Here is a 15,013-nt window from a genome sequence, read left to right as displayed (position 1 = left end):
CAATGCTTAATTTGACTCAAGTCGACCCGCACGACGCAAGTCAAGCGACGGCGCGCCGTCGCGCCGCCCGGGCGGGGCCACCCGACGGCAATCAAGGAGGATGAACGTCTATGACCGGTACCCCGGCACCGCAACCAGGCCAGCCCATCGTGATCCGCAACGCCATCGTGCTCACGATGGATGATGCACACACCGTGATCCCCGAAGGCGACGTCCTCGTCGTCGACGGCAAGATCGCCGAGGTCGGCGTCGACCTCGCCGCCCCCGAAGGCGCTTTCGAGATCGACGGCAAGGGCGGCATCCTGCTCCCCGGCATGATCGACACCCACCGCCACATGTGGCAGACGGCCATGCGCGCGTACGGCGGCGACTGGACGCTGACGCAGTACTTCGTCTGGTACTACCTCGAGCACGGCATGAAGTTCCGCCCGCAGGACATCGCCTCCGGCAACCTGCTGTCGGCGCTCGACGCGGTCGAGTCCGGCGTGACGACGAGCGTGGACTGGTCGCACGGCCTGCGCACGCCCGATCACGGCGAGGCCGCGCTCGAAGCCCTCGCCTCCTCTCCGGGTCGCTACGTCCTCGCCTATGGCAACATCCACGCCGCTCCGTGGGAGTGGGCGCAGGATCCGGCGGTTCGCCGCGTGATCGAGCGCGCCCGCGACGACTCGCGCATGTTCGGCGCCCAGATGGCCTTCGACGTTCCCGGCGACGAGAACTTCCCCGAGGCGGCAGCATTCAAGGCCGCTCGCGACCTCGGCGTCTCCATCACGACCCACGCGGGCGTGTGGGGTGCGACCAACGACAACGGCATCCGCCTCATGTACGAAAACAACGTCATGCTGCCGGGCCAGGTGTACGTGCACGCGGCCACGCTCAGCGACGACTCGTACATGAAGATCGCCGCCACCGGCGGCACCGTGTCGCTGTCGACCGAGAGCGAGCAGACGTGCGGTCAGGGCTACCCGCCCGCCCACGCCCTGCGTCGTCACGGCATCGAAGCGTCGCTGTCGGTCGACACGAGCGTGTGGTTCAGCGCCGACATGTTCTCCGCCATGCGCACGACGATCGGCGCCGACCGTTCGCTCGAGCACTACATCGCCCACCAGACCGACCAGACCATCACGCACGCGACCATCCGCGTCGAGGAGGTCGTGGACTGGGCCACCCGCGGTGGCGCCAAGGCTCTGGGCAAGTGGGACCAGGTCGGAAGCCTCGAGGCCGGCAAGCTCGCCGACATCGTGCTGATCAAGAACGACAACTCGCCCACGATGTTCCCGATCCTCAACCCCTACTCGCACGTGGTGTACCAGGCGCAGCGCGGCGACGTGCACACCGTGCTGGTGGGCGGCGAGCCGGTCAAGTTCGACGGCAAGCTCGTCTCCGGCGACCTGCAGGGCGTCCGCGCGAAGATCGAGGACACCGTGGAGTACCTGCGGTCGGAGCTCGGTGAGGACACCTGGAAGTCGGGGATGAACCCGGAGATCCCCGAGAAGGAGATCCTCTCCAACCCGTACCAGTACCGTCGTGAGACCGAGCCGTCGCACTGACGCCTGCTCGCACGAAACGGCCCGTCCCTCCGGGGGCGGGCCGTTTCGCGTATCCGACGGTCAGGGCGCGAAGGCGCGGGCCCGCCCCCTCCGTCGACTCGCCACAAAACGTCCGGATTCGGCCGAAAATCGAACGGATCGTGGCGACTCGACGGGCGGGGCGGAGGGCCTGGGAGAATGCGGGGATGACCGCCGCCGAAGGTCCCGTCGTCCGCACCCGCAAGGGGTCGGTGCGCGGCCTCGCGCGCGAGGGGTCGGCGGCGTTCCTGGGCATCCCGTTCGCCCAGGCGCCGGTGGGCGCGCTGCGGTTCGCCGCCCCCGTGCCGCCGGAGCCGTGGGAGGGGATCCGCGATGCCACCGCCTATGGCCCCACACCCCAACGCGGAGACACCGGGGTCACGCTCATCCCCGAGCCGAGCATCCCGGGCGAGGCGACACTGAACGTCAACGTCTTCACGCCGCGGCCGGGGGATGAGGATGCGGCGCTCCCCGTGCTCGTCTACATCCACGGCGGCGCCTACGTCTCGGGGTCGCCGGCGAGCCCGTGGTACGACGGCGCGGCGTTCGCGCGCGACGGCGTCGTGACCGTGACACTCTCGTACCGCCTGGGCTTCGACGGGTTCGGCGCCATCGAGGGGGCGCCGTCCAACCGCGCCGTGCGCGATTGGCTCGCCGCGCTCGCATGGGTGCAGGACGAGATCCGCGTCTTCGGGGGCGATCCGGCGAAGGTCACGCTGATGGGGCAGAGCGCCGGGGGCGGAGCGGTCCTCACCCTGGTCTCCCTGCCGGCGGCGCGCGGGCTCTTCCGCTCGGCCCTCGCGATCTCCCCCACGCTCAGCGATATCGACCGCGAGCGCGCCGGCGCCGCGGCCGGGCGCCTCGCCGCCGCAGCCGGGGTGCCCGCGACGCGGGCGGGTTTCGCGAGCCTCCCCGAGGAACGGCTACGAGAGTTGCAGGACAAGGCCGGAGAACCTGAGACCCGCAATCGCCTCGACGTGCTCACCTCGCTCCTGTCCGAAGGCCTGCCGTGGGGGCCGGTGGTCGACGGTGACCTGATACCCGCGCCCGTCGTGGACGCACTGGCCCGGGGCGAGGGCAGCGGCATCCCGCTCGTCCTCGGCTCGACCGATGACGAGTTCACCATGGCGACCCACGGGGCCCGTCGGCTGCTGAGGCTCCTCCCCCTCGGACTCGTGCTGGCACGGCTCGGCCTCCGCGGGGCCGCCCAGCGCGCGTACCTGCGGGCCAACCGCGCCCAGCGGCGGAAGGGCAGCGCGGCACTCCTCGGGCGTTACGCCACCGACCGGGTCTTCCGCGCCGACATCCCCCGCGTCGCGTCGGCCCGCGGGGACGCCCCGACGTGGGTGTACCGGTTCGCGTGGCCCTCTCCGGTGATCGGATGGGCGTGCCACTGCCTGGACGTGCCGTTCTGGTTCGACTGCCTGGAAGCCCCGGGGGTGGCCGACATCGCCGGCGACGCACCGCCGCGCGGCCTGGCGGATGCGCTGCACTCCAGCGCCGTCGCATTCGTCCGCGAGGGGATGCCGGGATGGGGCGCGTGGTCGGCCGGCCAGGGGACGACGCGTGTCTTCGGCGGCCCCGCATCCGCACCCGCGGTGGTGCGCGACGGTTATGCCTCGGTGACCGCGCTGCGCTGAGGTTCTCGGCGCGCGCCCCGGCGCGCGTCCGCCTGCGCGCTTTTCGGGCGCTGCCGGGTCGGCCGACGCACCGCGCGCCCGCGTCAAGGCCCCTCCCAGCAGGCGCGCCTCAGGCGAGGATCGAAATCGCCGACGCCAATCCGGGCGCACCAATCGGAAGGCAGGACACGCACATGACGGAAGCATTCGACGGCAAGGTGGCTCTCATCACCGGAGCCGCCTCGGGGATCGGCCGGGCCGTCGCGCTCGACCTCGCCGGCCTCGGCGCGAAGGTCGTCGCGGTCGACCTCCAGGAGGATGGGGCGCAGAAGGTGGTCGACGAGATCGTCGCCGCCGGCGGCGAGGCGCGCCCGGTGGCCGCCGACGTCTCCGACGCCCGGCAGGTGAAGGCGGCGGTGGACAGCGCGGTGGAGGCCTTCGGCGGCCTGCACCTCGCGTTCAACAACGCCGGCATCGGCGGACCGCAGGGCCTCCTCGGCGACTACGACGACAGCGACGACTTCGCGGCATACCAGCGACTCATCGACATCAACCTCAACTCCGTGTTCTACGGCATGCGGTACGAGATCCCGGCGATGATCGCCGCAGGCGGCGGCGCGATCGTCAACACGTCCTCCATCCTCGGTCTGGTCGGCGCGGAGACGGCCGCGCCGTATTCGGCGGCGAAGCACGCCGTGGCGGGCATGACCAAGTCGGCCGGTGCCGCCTATGCCGCCCAGGGCGTGCGCATCAACTCGGTGCATCCGGGGTACATCGCCACCCCCCTGATCGACGGGCTGCCACGGGAGGCCTACGACGCCCTCGTGCAGAAGCACCCGATCGGACGCCTCGGCACCGCGGAGGAGGTCTCGCACCTCGTCGTCTTCCTCCTCAGCGACCGCGCCTCGTTCATCAACGGCTCCCAGCACGCGGTCGACGGCGGCTACACGGCCATCTGAGCGGGCGGGCGATGTCGGGAGCCGGCGGTACTGTCCCCGCATGAACAACGACGAGGTCATCGCGTGGCTGCGCGGCGCCGACCCCAGTCTCCGCTGGCAGGTCGAGCGCGACCTGGACCACGCCCCCGACGCGGTGTGGCAGCGGACCCGGGAGCGGGTCATGACGGAGGGGCACGGCGCGGCGCTGCTGACGAAGCAGGCGGATGACGGCCTGTGGGCGGGGGGCGCGTACTTCCCCACCGACGCGAGTCGCGATGAGCCGGGGCAGCCGTGGACGGCCACGACCTGGTCGCTCAACTCCCTGCGGGAGTGGGGCGTCCCCCCGGACGCGCTGCGCCCCGACACCGCGGGCCTGCTCGCACGCAACGCCCGGTGGGAGTACGACGACCTTCCGTACTGGGGAGGCGAAGTCGACGCGTGCATCAACGGCTATACGCTCGCCAACGGCGCGTGGCTCGGCGCCGACGTGACCTCGATCGCGACGTGGTTCGTCCAGCACCGCATGAGCGACGGCGGCTGGAACTGCGACTGGGTCGACGGCGCCACTCGCTCGTCGTTCCACTCGACGCTGAACGCCCTCATCGGAATCCTCGAGTACGAACAACGGGCCGGCGGTACGCCGGAGTTGACGGCGGCGCGCCGGGGGGCGGAGGAGTACCTCCTCGAACGCGGCCTCATGCGGCGACTGTCCACCGGCGAGGTCCACGCCCCGTGGGCGACGCACTTCGCCTATCCGTATCGGTGGACCTACAGCGTGCTGAAGGCCGTCGACTACTTCCGCGCGGCGTCGCTCCACGACGGCACGCCCCCCGACGAGCGGATGTCCGACGCGATCGCGCTCGTGCGCCACGCCCGCGGTGCCGACGGAACGTGGCATCAGCAGCTCCGCCACGAGGGACGAACCTGGTTCGACGTGGACGCCCCGCCGGGCGAACCCTCGCGCTGGCTCACGTTCCACGCCCTACGCGTTCTCGACTGGTGGGATGCGGCGCACCGGCCCGTTTCCATCGTGTGACGTGCAACCCTGGATCATGCGCATCGCACTGACCGGCTCGTCCGGAAAACTAGGCACCGTCGTCGAACGCGAGCTCCGGGCCGCCGGGCACGGCGTGATCGCACTGGATGCGGTGGGCTCGCGCCGGCAGGGGTTCGTGCAGATCGACCTCACCGACTACGGCCAGGTGATCGACGCCCTCGGCGGTGCGGGCGATGACCGGGGCGAACTCGACGCCGTCGTGCACCTCGCGGCGATCCCCGCACCGGGGCTGCGGGCGGACGTGGCGACCTTCCACAACAACATGACCGCGACGTTCAACGTGTTCTGGGCCGCGGTCCGCTCGGGCGTGCGACGCATCGTGTACGCCTCGAGCGAGACCGTGCTCGGTCTGCCGTTCGACGTGCCGCCGCCCTACATCCCCGTCGATGAGGAGTATGCGGCCCGCCCCGAGTCGGTGTACTCACTCGTCAAGCACCTCGAGGAGCAGCTCGCGATCGAGCTCGTGCGGTGGCATCCCGACCTGTCGATCACGGCGCTGCGATTCTCCAACGTCATGGTGCCTGAGGACTACGCCGAGTTCCCCTCCTTCGACGCGGACGCCCGCGCACGCAAATGGAACCTGTGGGGCTACATCGATGCGCGTGACGGCGCCCAGGCCGTACAGCGCGCGCTGGAGGTGGCCCCCGCCGGGTTCGACCGCTTCATCATTGCCGCCGCCGACACCGTCATGACCCGCCCCAACGCCGAGCTGGTGGCCGAGGTCTTCCCCGGCGTCCCCGTGCACGGCGACCTCGGCGAGCACGACACCCTCCTGTCGATCGACAAGGCGCGGCGCCTGCTCGGGTACGACCCGCAGCACTCCTGGCGCGACTCCTGATCCGGTGGGTGTCCACGCCGTGCAGGCAGCGACGCCGCCGCATCCGCGCGTCGTGGACACCCGCGGAGGGCCGGCAGCGACGCCGCCGCATCCGCGCGTCGTGGACACCCGCGGAGGGCCGCGCCGGGGTCAGCCGAGCTGAGGAACCACCTCGCGCTCGAACAGCTCGATGCCCGAGCGGTCGTACGCCGCCTCGGGGAAATAGTGGATGGCGTAACCGAGACCGCGGGCCGCGCGCTCGGCGAGACGCTCCGCGATCTGCTCCGGCGTTCCCACCCCGGGAGAAGCCCGGTACTCGCGCTCGATGACGTCGGCGCGCTCCGGTCCGACGAAGGGGGCCAGGCGAGCGATGACAGCGGTCAACCGCTCTTCGACCTCCGCCTCGCTGGAGGCGATGATCGTGTTGAAGTTCGACGAGCGCGTGATCGCACCGAAGTCGCGCCCGAGCGCCTCGCAGTGACCCCGCAGTACGTCCGACTTGTGGTCGAACTCCTCGAGGGACCCGGCGAAGTTCGTGTACGCGGCGTACTGCGCGGCGATCTTCAGCGTCACCTTCTCGCCGCCACCGGCGATCCATAGCGGGATGCCCCCGTCTTGCAACGGCAACGGCCGGACGATGGCGCCGTCGACCGTGTAGTACGTGCCGTCGAGCGTCGCCGACCCGGTCGTCCAGGCCTGGTGCATGATCTCGACGCCCTCGCGCAGGCGCCCGAGGCGCTCGCCGACGGGTGGGAAACCATAGCCGTACGCGCGCCACTCGTGCTCGTACCATCCGCCGCCGATGCCCATCTCGGTGCGTCCGCCGGACACGATGTCGACGGTCGCGGCCACCTTCGCCAGGTACGCGGGGTTGCGGTAGCTCATGCACGTGCACATCTGCCCGAGGCGGATGCGGTCGGTGGAGGCGGCGAACGCCGACATCAGCGTCCACGCCTCGTGGGTCGCCTCCTCGCTGGCGACCGGCGTGGTGTGGAAGTGGTCGTAGACCCACAGCGACTCCCACGGCCCGGCATCGGCGCTCTGGGCGAGGTCACGCATGGTGGCCCAGTGAAGGGCCGGGTCGATGCCGACGAGGTCGAAGCGCCAGCCTTGGGGAATGAAGAGTCCGAATCTCATGCCCTCACCCTAGAGATTCCTGACAATCTGGCCGCTGGGCTGGACATGACGCAGATGATGTCTTACTTCTGCAGCTTCTGGGGCTCGGAAACCGGCAGAAGTGGGACATCACGAGGGGGGATGAGCGTGGCGTGCGGCATGCGCGCCCGCATCACCGCGACGGCCTCCGGATTGTCGTCCACCAGCACCGCGTCGCGTCCGAGGGCGCTCGCCACTGCGCCGGTCGTCCCGCTGCCGGCGAAGAGGTCGAGCACCCGGTCGCCGGGGCGGCTGGAGGCCTGGATGATGCGGCGGAGGATACCCTCGGGCTTCTGCGTCGGGTAGCCGGTCTTCTCCCGCCCCGACGTCGGCACGATCGTGTGCCACCACACGTCGGTGGGAAGCTTCCCCCGCGCGGCCTTCTCCGGTGTGACGAGACCCGGGGCCATGTACGGCTCGCGGTCCACCGCATCCGAATCGAACCAGTACCGTTGCGGATCCTTGACGTACACGAGGATCGTGTCGTGCTTCGTGGGCCAGCGGCGACGCGACTTGGCCCCGTAGTCGTATGCCCACACGATCTCGTTGAGGAACTTCTCGCGGCCGAACAGGGCGTCCAGCAGCACCTTGGCGTAATGGGCCTCGCGATAGTCGAGGTGCAGGTAGAGCGTGCCGTCGGGGGCGAGGAGCCGCCACGCTTCGAGGAGGCGCGGCTCGAGGAATCCCCAGTAGTCGTCGAACCGGTCGTCATACGCGCGGAGGTCGCCGCGCAGCTTCTCGTACTCGTTCCCGCGGAATCCGAACCTCGCCCCCATCGGGGTCAATGCCTCCGCGTGCACCGAGGCCGTGCTCGGGCCGGACGCCGCCGCCTCGACCTCGGCCTCCGCCTCCGCCTCGGGCAACGCCTCCGCCTCGCGCAACGCCTCCGCCTCGGGCCGAACCGTACTCAGTCTGGATGCTGTTCCCTCGGCCTCGATCCCGCGTGTTTCTGCGGAGGCGGCAGACCCAGGGGCGGTCTCAGACTGAGTACGGTCCAGGGGGAGCATCGTCTCGACCGCACGGGCCCGCGACCGGCCGGTGTTGAACGGCGGATCGAGGTAGATCAGCGTGAAGCTCGCATCGGGCCACGCGCGAGCGGCGGAGAGGTTGTCGCACGCGTGGATGCGGACCGACCCGGCGGGCGCGTCCGGCCGGCCGGGGACCGGGCTCATGGAACCCGCTGCAGCCACGCGTCGGTGGCGAACTTCGACGCCACGAGCGCCTCCGCCTCGGCGTATTCCTCTTCGGTGATATGCCCCGGAACGGCGCCGTACAACTGGGTGAACGTGCTGATGAACCGCTCGATGATCGCCTCGCGGGAGAGTCCCGTCTGGCTCCGGAGGGGGTCGACCCGTTTCGCGGCCGACACCGTGCCCTTGTCGCTGAGCTTCTCCCGCCCGATGCGCAGCACGTCGGTGAGTACCTGGCCGTCCATGTCGTAGCTGAGCGTGGCGTGGTGCAGCACACCGCCGTTGGCGAGGCGCTTCTGCGCGGCCCCGCCGATCTTGCCGTGAGGGCCGGCGATGTCGTTCAGCGGCTGGTACGTCGCGTCGATGCCGATGGAGCGCAGCGCCTGCAGCACCCAGTCGTCGAGGAAGGCGTACGAGTCGGCGAAGGTCATGCCTGCGACGAGGGATGCGGGCACGTAGAGGGAGTACGTGACGATCGAGTTCGCCGCCATCAGCATTGCGCCGCCGCCGGAGATTCGGCGCACGACGTCGAATCCGTGCCGCTCGGCGGCGTCGGGGTCGACCTCGTTGCGAACCGACTGGAACGAGCCGATGACGACGGCGTTCTCGTTCCACTCCCACAGCCGGAGAGTCGGGTTGCGACGACCATCGCCGACCCGCGTGGTGAGCACTTCGTCCAGCGCGAGGTTCATCCGCGGCGAGACGGGACCGTCATGGACGACCTCCCACGAGAAGTCGCGCCATCCCGGTGCCTTGATGAGCGCACGGCGCACGGCCGTGCCCACCGACTCGGGCGTGAAGCCCAGAAGTTGAGCACCCGCGGGCAGGGCGGCGCGGATGGCCGCCGCGATCGCGGCGACGTCGGATTCGACGGGCAGGCCGTTGACGGCCGCGTCGATGTCGCCGAGCGCCGAGTCGGGCTCGAGGAAGAAGTCTCCGGCCAGATGGAAGCCGTCGATGCGGCCGTCGCGGTCTTCCAGGTCGACGACCACGAGCTTGCCCCCGGGCACTTTGTATTCGCCGTGCATGCCCTCAGCCTACGGCGGCGGGCGCCGCACCCCGCGAGAAACGACGATCCGGACGAGACGGCACGCGGCGCGCTGTGTTTCGTCCGGATCGTTGTTTCTCGGCGCAGGTCGCGGCGAGACGCGGCGCGTCGCGGCACTCAGGCGCGGGAGGGGAAGCGGGGGGCGAGCCAGGCGAGCAGGTCGGCGCGGACGTCGGCCTGGGTGACCTCGTTGAAGATCTCGTGGCGCGCGCCGGGGTAGATCAGCGTCGTGACGTCGGTGAACTTCGAGCGGGTGCGGTACGCGTCGGCCAGCCGGGCGACGCTGCGCGGTCCGCCGACCGTGTCGTCCTGCCCGACCATCAGCAGCACCGGGGTGTCGCGGCCGGGGTCGCGCCGCGGTCGTCCGAACAGCCGCGCCGCGTCCACCGGACCGAACAGGCGCAGGAGCGGCACGGACGTGGTGAGCGGGTCGTCGACGAACGCGGCTCCGACCGAGTCGTCGGAGGACAGCCACTGCATCCCGTGGCCTTTCGCGCCCTTCCACGGCCTGTTGAGGTCGCCGGCGTTGAGCCAGCCGGGCATGCGCAGCGCCGATCCGCTCAGCACGAGCGCGTCGTAGGCGTCGGGATGCCGGTCGAGGAGGATCTGCGCGAGGAACGAGCCCCAGGAGTGCCCGAGCAGGATGAGAGGCAGATCGGGACGCTGCGCCCTGATGCGCTGCGTCAGCATCCACACCGCCTCCACGGCCGCGCGATGCCCCCCAGGACCCAGCCGCCCGAGCCGTCGGGCGTCGCCGCCGTGCTGACGCATGCCCGTACGGCCGTGCCCGCGGTGATCGTCGGCGTAGACCGTGTAACCGGCCTCGGTGAGCGCGGCGATGAGTGCGCCGTACCGGCCGGCGTGCTCCCCCACCCCGTGCAGGAGCTGCACGACGCCGCGCGGGTGCGCGGCCTCGGCGACGTCGTAGACGATCGCGACCCCGTGCGCATCGACGAACTCGGGCATGCGCCGAGTCTAGGTGTCGGCGCCGGGTCGTCCGGACGGTGGCTCGGATTTTACTTAGCAAGACTAATGAGCTAGGCTAAGCATCGGTATGACTGAGTCGATTTCACCCCCCACCGACCTCAGCGCCGCAGCATCCGACGTGCGGATGGCGATCTTCCGGCTCGCCCGCCGCCTTCGCGCCGAACGTGCCATCGACTCCATGAGCGATGGGCAGTTCGCGGTGCTCGCCGCCCTGAAGGTCTACGGTCCGCACACCCTCGGCGAGCTCGCCGAGCGCGAGCGCGTGACTGCTCCCTCGATGAACCGCACGGTCAACGGCCTGCAGGAGGCGGGCTACGTGACCCGCACGCCGGTGGACGAGGACCGCCGCAAGGTGCTCGTTGACCTCACGGAGCCCGGGCGCGACGTCGTCGAGGAGACCGTGCGGCGACGGGATGCGTGGCTGGAGTCGGCGCTGGACGAGCTCAGCGACGCCGACCGGGCACTCCTTGCCGGCGCGGCCGAGATCCTGCGGAAGCTGGCCGAGCGATGACCACGACACCTTCACGCACCGCCCGCCCCTCGCGGCGGCGAGCCCCCGAGCGCGGGACTTCCCCGATGTTCCGCTCGTTCGCGGTCTTCAACTACCGCGTGTGGTTCATCGGCGCCCTGGTGTCGAACATCGGCGCGTGGATGCAGTCCACCGCGCAGAGCTGGGTCGTCCTCACCGAGCTGACCAACAACGACGCCGGCGCCATGGGCATCACGATGGCGTTGCAGTTCGCCCCGCCGCTCCTGCTCGTGAGCGTCACCGGGTGGGTGGCCGACCGGTTCGACCGGCGAAAGCTGATCATGCTCACCCAGACGCTGATGCTGCTGCTGGCCATCGCGCTCGGCGTGCTCGTCCTCACGGGCGTCATGACGCTGCCGCTGATGTACTGCTTCGCTTTTGCGCTCGGCATCATCACGGCGTTCGACAATCCCGCCCGCCAGGCCTTCGTGTCCGATCTCGTCGCGCGCGAGAAGGCCTCCAACGCCGTCGCCCTCAACGCCGCGTCCTTCAACACCGCCCGCCTTATCGGCCCCGCCGCGGCCGGCATCATGATCGTCCTGATCGGCAGCGGATGGGTGTTCCTCGTCAACGCCACGACCTTCACCGCGATGATCATCGCCCTCGCGCTCATCCGCGTGCACGAGCTCATCCCGCGGGCCACCGGGACCGGCCGCTCGCGCCTCGCCGACGGGTTCCGCTACGTCGGAAAGCGCCCCGACCTCCTCGTCATCTTCTCGATGGTGTTCCTCCTCGGGGCCTTCGGCATGAACTTCCCGATCTTCGCCTCCACGATGGCGCTCGAGTTCGGCCAGGGCGCCGACGGCTTCGGCCTCCTGAGTTCGATCCTCGCGATCGGCTCTCTCGCCGGAGCCCTGCTGGCCGCGCGGCGCGACAAGGCTCGGATGCGGGTGGTCATCATGGCCGCCGGCGGATTCGGGCTGGCGATGATCGCGTCGTCCTTCGCGCCGACCTATCTGACCTACGCGATCACGCTGGTGTTCACCGGCTTCGCGGTGGTCACGATGCTCACCACCGCGAACGGCTACGTGCAGACCACCACCGATCCCGTGCTCCGCGGGCGCGTGCTGGCGCTGTACATGGCGATCCTCCTGGGCGGAACGCCCATCGGCGCCCCGATCGTCGGATGGATGGTCGACCAGTACGGCACGCGCGTGGCGATCTTCGTCGCCGCAATCATGGCCTTGATCGCGTGCGGGATCGGGGTGGCGTGGACCCTCGCGTCCGGTCGCGTCCACCGCCACGAGAACCGCCGCTTCCGCCTGACCGTGGATGAGACCCGACCGATCGGCACCATCCCCGCCACCGTCCCGGAGGACTTCAGCGACGAGGTTGCCGGCACGACCCCGATCCCGCTTTCCCACCCCGGGGGATCACCGCGCAATGCCCGCGGGGCGACGGTCACCACTCGGCGCCGCCGGTAGCCGGCCGGCTCAGCGCCCCAGCGCAGCCGATCCGATGGCCGCCTACGCCGCATCCGGATACCAGGAGCGCATCGAAGCCGAACGCGTCGCGGAACCCAGGCAGGCTGGGGGCGTGAAGGATCGCTTCTCCCCCTCACCTCTGACCCGAAGGATTCCCGCATGACGAACCCGACCGCCGCCGAGCTCATCGCGCGGAGCAACCGCCTGGGCGCCGACCCGAAGAACACCAACTACGCGGGAGGAAACACCTCCGCCAAGGGCACCGAGACCGATCCGGTCACCGGTGAGCCCGTCGAGCTGCTGTGGGTGAAAGGCTCGGGCGGTGACCTCGGGACGCTCACGGAGAAGGGCCTCGCGGTGCTGCGCCTGGACCGCATGCGCGCGCTCGTCGACGTCTACCCCGGCATCGAACGCGAGGACGAGATGGTCGCCGCGTTCGACTACTGCCTCCACGGCAAGGGCGGAGCGGCGCCCTCGATCGACACCGCGATGCACGGCCTGGTGGATGCGGCGCACGTCGACCACCTGCATCCTGATTCGGGCATCGCGATCGCGACCGCGGCCGACGGCGAGGAGCTCACCGCGACCATCTTCGGCGAGAAGGTCGTGTGGGTGCCGTGGCGCCGGCCCGGGTTCCAGCTCGGCCTGGACATCGCCGAGATCAAGCGGCAGAACCCGCAGGCGATCGGCTGCATCCTCGGCGGCCACGGCATCACCGCGTGGGGCGACACGTCGGATGAGGCGGAGGCGAACTCGCTGTGGATCATTCGGACGGCGGAGGCCTACATCGCCGAGCACGGGCGGTCCGAGCCGTTCGGCGAGGTGCGCGCCGGCTTCGAGGCGCTCCCCGAGGCCGAACGTCGCGCGAAAGCGGCGGCCCTGGCCCCCACTATCCGCGGCCTCGCGTCGACCGACAAGCCGATGGTCGGGCACTTCTCCGACTCCGACGACGTGCTGGAGTTCCTCGCCGCCGAGAAGGCGCCCGCTCTCGCCGAGCTGGGCACGAGCTGCCCCGACCATTTCCTCCGCACCAAGGTCAAGCCGATGCTGCTCGACCTCCCCGCCGACGCGTCCGTCGAGGACTCCATCGCGCGCCTGAAGGAGCTGCACGAGGAGTACCGCGCCGATTACCAGGCGTACTACGACGCGCACGCGGATGCGGACTCCCCCGCCATGCGCGGAGCCGACCCGCTCATCGTCCTGATCCCCGGTGTCGGGATGTTCTCGTACGGCACGAACAAGCAGACCGCACGTGTGGCGGGCGAGTTCTACGTCAACGCCATCCACGTGATGCGCGGCGCCGAGGCGCTGTCGACCTACACGCCGATCTCGGACGCGGAGAAGTTCCGCATCGAGTACTGGGCGCTGGAGGAGGCGAAACTGCAGCGGATGCCGAAACCGAAGTCGCACCAGGGCCGCATCGCGTTCGTCACCGGCGCCGCATCCGGAATCGGCAAGGCCATCGCCACCCGCCTGGCGGCCGAAGGCGCGTGCGTCGTCGTCGCCGACCTGGACCTCGAGAAGGCACAGGCCACCGCGGCCGAACTCGGGAACGCGGATGTCGCGATCGGCATTGCGGCGAACGTGGCCGATGCCGGCGCCGTGCAGGCGGCGATCGACGCGACGCTGCTGGCGTTCGGCGGCATCGACCTCGTCGTGAACAACGCGGGACTCTCGCTGTCCAAGCCGCTGATGGAGACGACCGAGAAGGACTGGGACCTCCAGCACGACGTCATGGCCAAGGGCTCGTTCTTCGTGTCGAAGGCCGCGGCGAAGGCGCTCATCGAGCAGGCCATGGGCGGTGACATCATCTACATCTCCTCGAAGAACTCCGTCTTCGCCGGCCCCAACAACATCGCGTACTCCGCGACGAAGGCCGACCAGGCTCACCAGGTGCGTCTGCTGGCGGTCGAGCTCGGGGAGTACGGCGTGCGCGTGAACGGCATCAACCCCGACGGCGTGGTGCGCGGCTCGGGCATCTTCGCCTCCGGCTGGGGCGCCAACCGCGCCGCGACGTACGGCGTCAAGGAAGAAGACCTCGGCCAGTACTACGCGAACCGCACGATCCTCAAGCGCGAGGTCGTGCCCGAGAACGTCGCCGACGCCGTTTACGTGCTCACCGGCCCGGAGCTGTCGCGCACCACGGGCCTCCACGTGCCGGTCGACTCCGGCGTCGCGGCGGCCTTCCTCCGATGAGCACCCCCGGCCCGGGAGCGCCCCCTGACGCAGAGGCAGTCCCTGACGCAGGGGGCGGTCCCTGACACAGGAGCGGTCCCTGCGCCTGTCGAAGGGCCGCGGGCGCCGGACGCTTCGACAAGCTCAGCGACCGGCACGGGGACGGCGCCCGCCCAAGCTCCGCGACCGGCACGGGGACGCGGCCCGGCACGGGGTGGCCGCGTGGTCGGGGCATCCGGCGGCGCCGTCGCGGCGGTCACCCTCGGGCCACGAGCGGGCGCGTCACGATCGGGCGCGCGCGCCCCGGAGTGTTGTCCCTCGAGCCCCAGGCGCGGTGACCGGCTTCACCCGGGCCTTCGAGCGTCGCGCAAATCGCGGAGATCTCGCGGATCGAGGAGCGCAATATCCTGCGGCGTCCTCGATCCGCGAGATCTCCTATGTTCGCTGAGCTCCGCCCGCCAGGGCGGGGTCTCGGACCGGCACTTTCGGCTCGCGCCCCACCGAGC

General features: G+C 70.4%; 12 protein-coding genes. 8 read left to right on the top strand and 4 right to left on the bottom strand.

Translation table 11 applies throughout. The features are described 5' to 3' along the window. Window positions 1-110: 110 nt before the first annotated feature. The 5 genes from AC2DGY_RS01325 (at window position 111) to AC2DGY_RS01305 (ending at window position 6,020) form a co-directional block, all read left to right on the top strand. Entirely contained in the window at window positions 111-1,550 is a 1,440-nt protein-coding gene (locus AC2DGY_RS01325) for an amidohydrolase family protein (protein WP_484507897.1), read from the top strand. Window positions 1,551-1,735: 185 nt separating this feature from the next. Beyond that, window positions 1,736-3,208 (top strand): carboxylesterase/lipase family protein, encoded by a 1,473-nt coding sequence (locus AC2DGY_RS01320; RefSeq protein WP_484507896.1) that lies wholly within the window; start codon window positions 1,736-1,738, stop codon window positions 3,206-3,208. 173 nt (window positions 3,209-3,381) lie between these two features. Next, a complete protein-coding gene (locus tag AC2DGY_RS01315) occupies window positions 3,382-4,146 on the top strand; it encodes an SDR family NAD(P)-dependent oxidoreductase (protein WP_484507895.1) in 765 nt (254 codons plus the stop codon). A gap of 40 nt (window positions 4,147-4,186) precedes the next feature. After that, window positions 4,187-5,161 carry a squalene cyclase gene (locus tag AC2DGY_RS01310; protein WP_484507894.1) on the top strand — a complete coding sequence of 325 codons (975 nt, stop codon included), beginning with the start codon at window positions 4,187-4,189 and terminating at the stop codon, window positions 5,159-5,161. A 16-nt stretch (window positions 5,162-5,177) separates the two neighbouring features. Beyond that, window positions 5,178-6,020, top strand: a complete 843-nt coding sequence (locus tag AC2DGY_RS01305; RefSeq protein ID WP_484507893.1) for an NAD-dependent epimerase/dehydratase family protein — start codon at window positions 5,178-5,180, stop codon at window positions 6,018-6,020. A 129-nt stretch (window positions 6,021-6,149) separates the two neighbouring features. Here AC2DGY_RS01305 and AC2DGY_RS01300 read toward each other — a convergent pair whose 3' ends face one another. The 4 genes from AC2DGY_RS01300 to AC2DGY_RS01285 form a co-directional block, all read right to left on the bottom strand. Beyond that, a complete protein-coding gene (locus AC2DGY_RS01300; RefSeq protein WP_484507892.1) occupies window positions 6,150-7,136 on the bottom strand; it encodes an LLM class F420-dependent oxidoreductase in 987 nt (328 codons plus the stop codon). Between the two features lie 62 nt (window positions 7,137-7,198). After that, window positions 7,199-8,326, bottom strand: a complete 1,128-nt coding sequence (locus tag AC2DGY_RS01295; protein WP_484507891.1) for a DNA-methyltransferase — start codon at window positions 8,324-8,326, stop codon at window positions 7,199-7,201. Further along, a complete protein-coding gene (gene lplAB, locus AC2DGY_RS01290; protein ID WP_484507890.1) occupies window positions 8,323-9,372 on the bottom strand; it encodes a lipoate-protein ligase LplAB in 1,050 nt (349 codons plus the stop codon). The genes AC2DGY_RS01295 and lplAB overlap by 4 nt, the downstream gene beginning before the upstream one ends. A 137-nt stretch (window positions 9,373-9,509) precedes the next feature. Then, on the bottom strand, window positions 9,510-10,358 hold the full coding sequence (locus AC2DGY_RS01285) for an alpha/beta fold hydrolase (RefSeq protein WP_484507889.1): 849 nt from the start codon (window positions 10,356-10,358) through the stop codon (window positions 9,510-9,512). A gap of 88 nt (window positions 10,359-10,446) precedes the next feature. Between AC2DGY_RS01285 and AC2DGY_RS01280 the strand changes: the two genes are divergently transcribed. The 3 genes from AC2DGY_RS01280 to AC2DGY_RS01270 all read left to right on the top strand — a co-directional run bounded on the left by AC2DGY_RS01280 (window position 10,447) and on the right by AC2DGY_RS01270 (window position 14,528). Next, window positions 10,447-10,890, top strand: coding sequence for a MarR family winged helix-turn-helix transcriptional regulator (locus tag AC2DGY_RS01280; RefSeq protein ID WP_484507888.1), 444 nt, complete (start codon window positions 10,447-10,449; stop codon window positions 10,888-10,890). A gap of 65 nt (window positions 10,891-10,955) precedes the next feature. Next, on the top strand, window positions 10,956-12,332 hold the full coding sequence (locus AC2DGY_RS01275) for an MFS transporter (protein ID WP_484507887.1): 1,377 nt from the start codon (window positions 10,956-10,958) through the stop codon (window positions 12,330-12,332). Between the two features lie 159 nt (window positions 12,333-12,491). Further along, complete coding sequence (locus AC2DGY_RS01270) at window positions 12,492-14,528, top strand: bifunctional aldolase/short-chain dehydrogenase (RefSeq protein ID WP_484509960.1); 2,037 nt, start codon at window positions 12,492-12,494, stop codon at window positions 14,526-14,528. The last annotated feature ends 485 nt before the right edge of the window (window positions 14,529-15,013 follow it).

Source organism: Microbacterium sp. Z6_144 (assembly GCF_057197625.1).
The sequence above is the reverse complement of the archived record's forward strand: the minus strand, read 5'-3'. Positions and strand labels throughout refer to the sequence as shown.

Bases quoted from the DNA above. Each gene is read 5' to 3' on its own strand.
- AC2DGY_RS01325 (WP_484507897.1), top strand. From the start codon at position 111: ATGACCGGTACCCCGGCACCGCAACCAGGCCAGCCCATCGTGATCCGC.
- AC2DGY_RS01305 (WP_484507893.1), top strand. From the start codon at position 5,178: ATGCGCATCGCACTGACCGGCTCGTCCGGAAAACTAGGCACCGTCGTC.
- AC2DGY_RS01285 (WP_484507889.1), bottom strand. From the start codon at position 10,358: ATGCCCGAGTTCGTCGATGCGCACGGGGTCGCGATCGTCTACGACGTC.
- AC2DGY_RS01310 (WP_484507894.1), top strand. From the start codon at position 4,187: ATGAACAACGACGAGGTCATCGCGTGGCTGCGCGGCGCCGACCCCAGT.
- AC2DGY_RS01280 (WP_484507888.1), top strand. From the start codon at position 10,447: ATGACTGAGTCGATTTCACCCCCCACCGACCTCAGCGCCGCAGCATCC.
- AC2DGY_RS01295 (WP_484507891.1), bottom strand. From the start codon at position 8,326: ATGAGCCCGGTCCCCGGCCGGCCGGACGCGCCCGCCGGGTCGGTCCGC.
- AC2DGY_RS01270 (WP_484509960.1), top strand. From the start codon at position 12,492: ATGACGAACCCGACCGCCGCCGAGCTCATCGCGCGGAGCAACCGCCTG.
- AC2DGY_RS01315 (WP_484507895.1), top strand. From the start codon at position 3,382: ATGACGGAAGCATTCGACGGCAAGGTGGCTCTCATCACCGGAGCCGCC.
- AC2DGY_RS01275 (WP_484507887.1), top strand. From the start codon at position 10,956: ATGTTCCGCTCGTTCGCGGTCTTCAACTACCGCGTGTGGTTCATCGGC.
- AC2DGY_RS01300 (WP_484507892.1), bottom strand. From the start codon at position 7,136: ATGAGATTCGGACTCTTCATTCCCCAAGGCTGGCGCTTCGACCTCGTC.
- lplAB (WP_484507890.1), bottom strand. From the start codon at position 9,372: ATGCACGGCGAATACAAAGTGCCCGGGGGCAAGCTCGTGGTCGTCGAC.
- AC2DGY_RS01320 (WP_484507896.1), top strand. From the start codon at position 1,736: ATGACCGCCGCCGAAGGTCCCGTCGTCCGCACCCGCAAGGGGTCGGTG.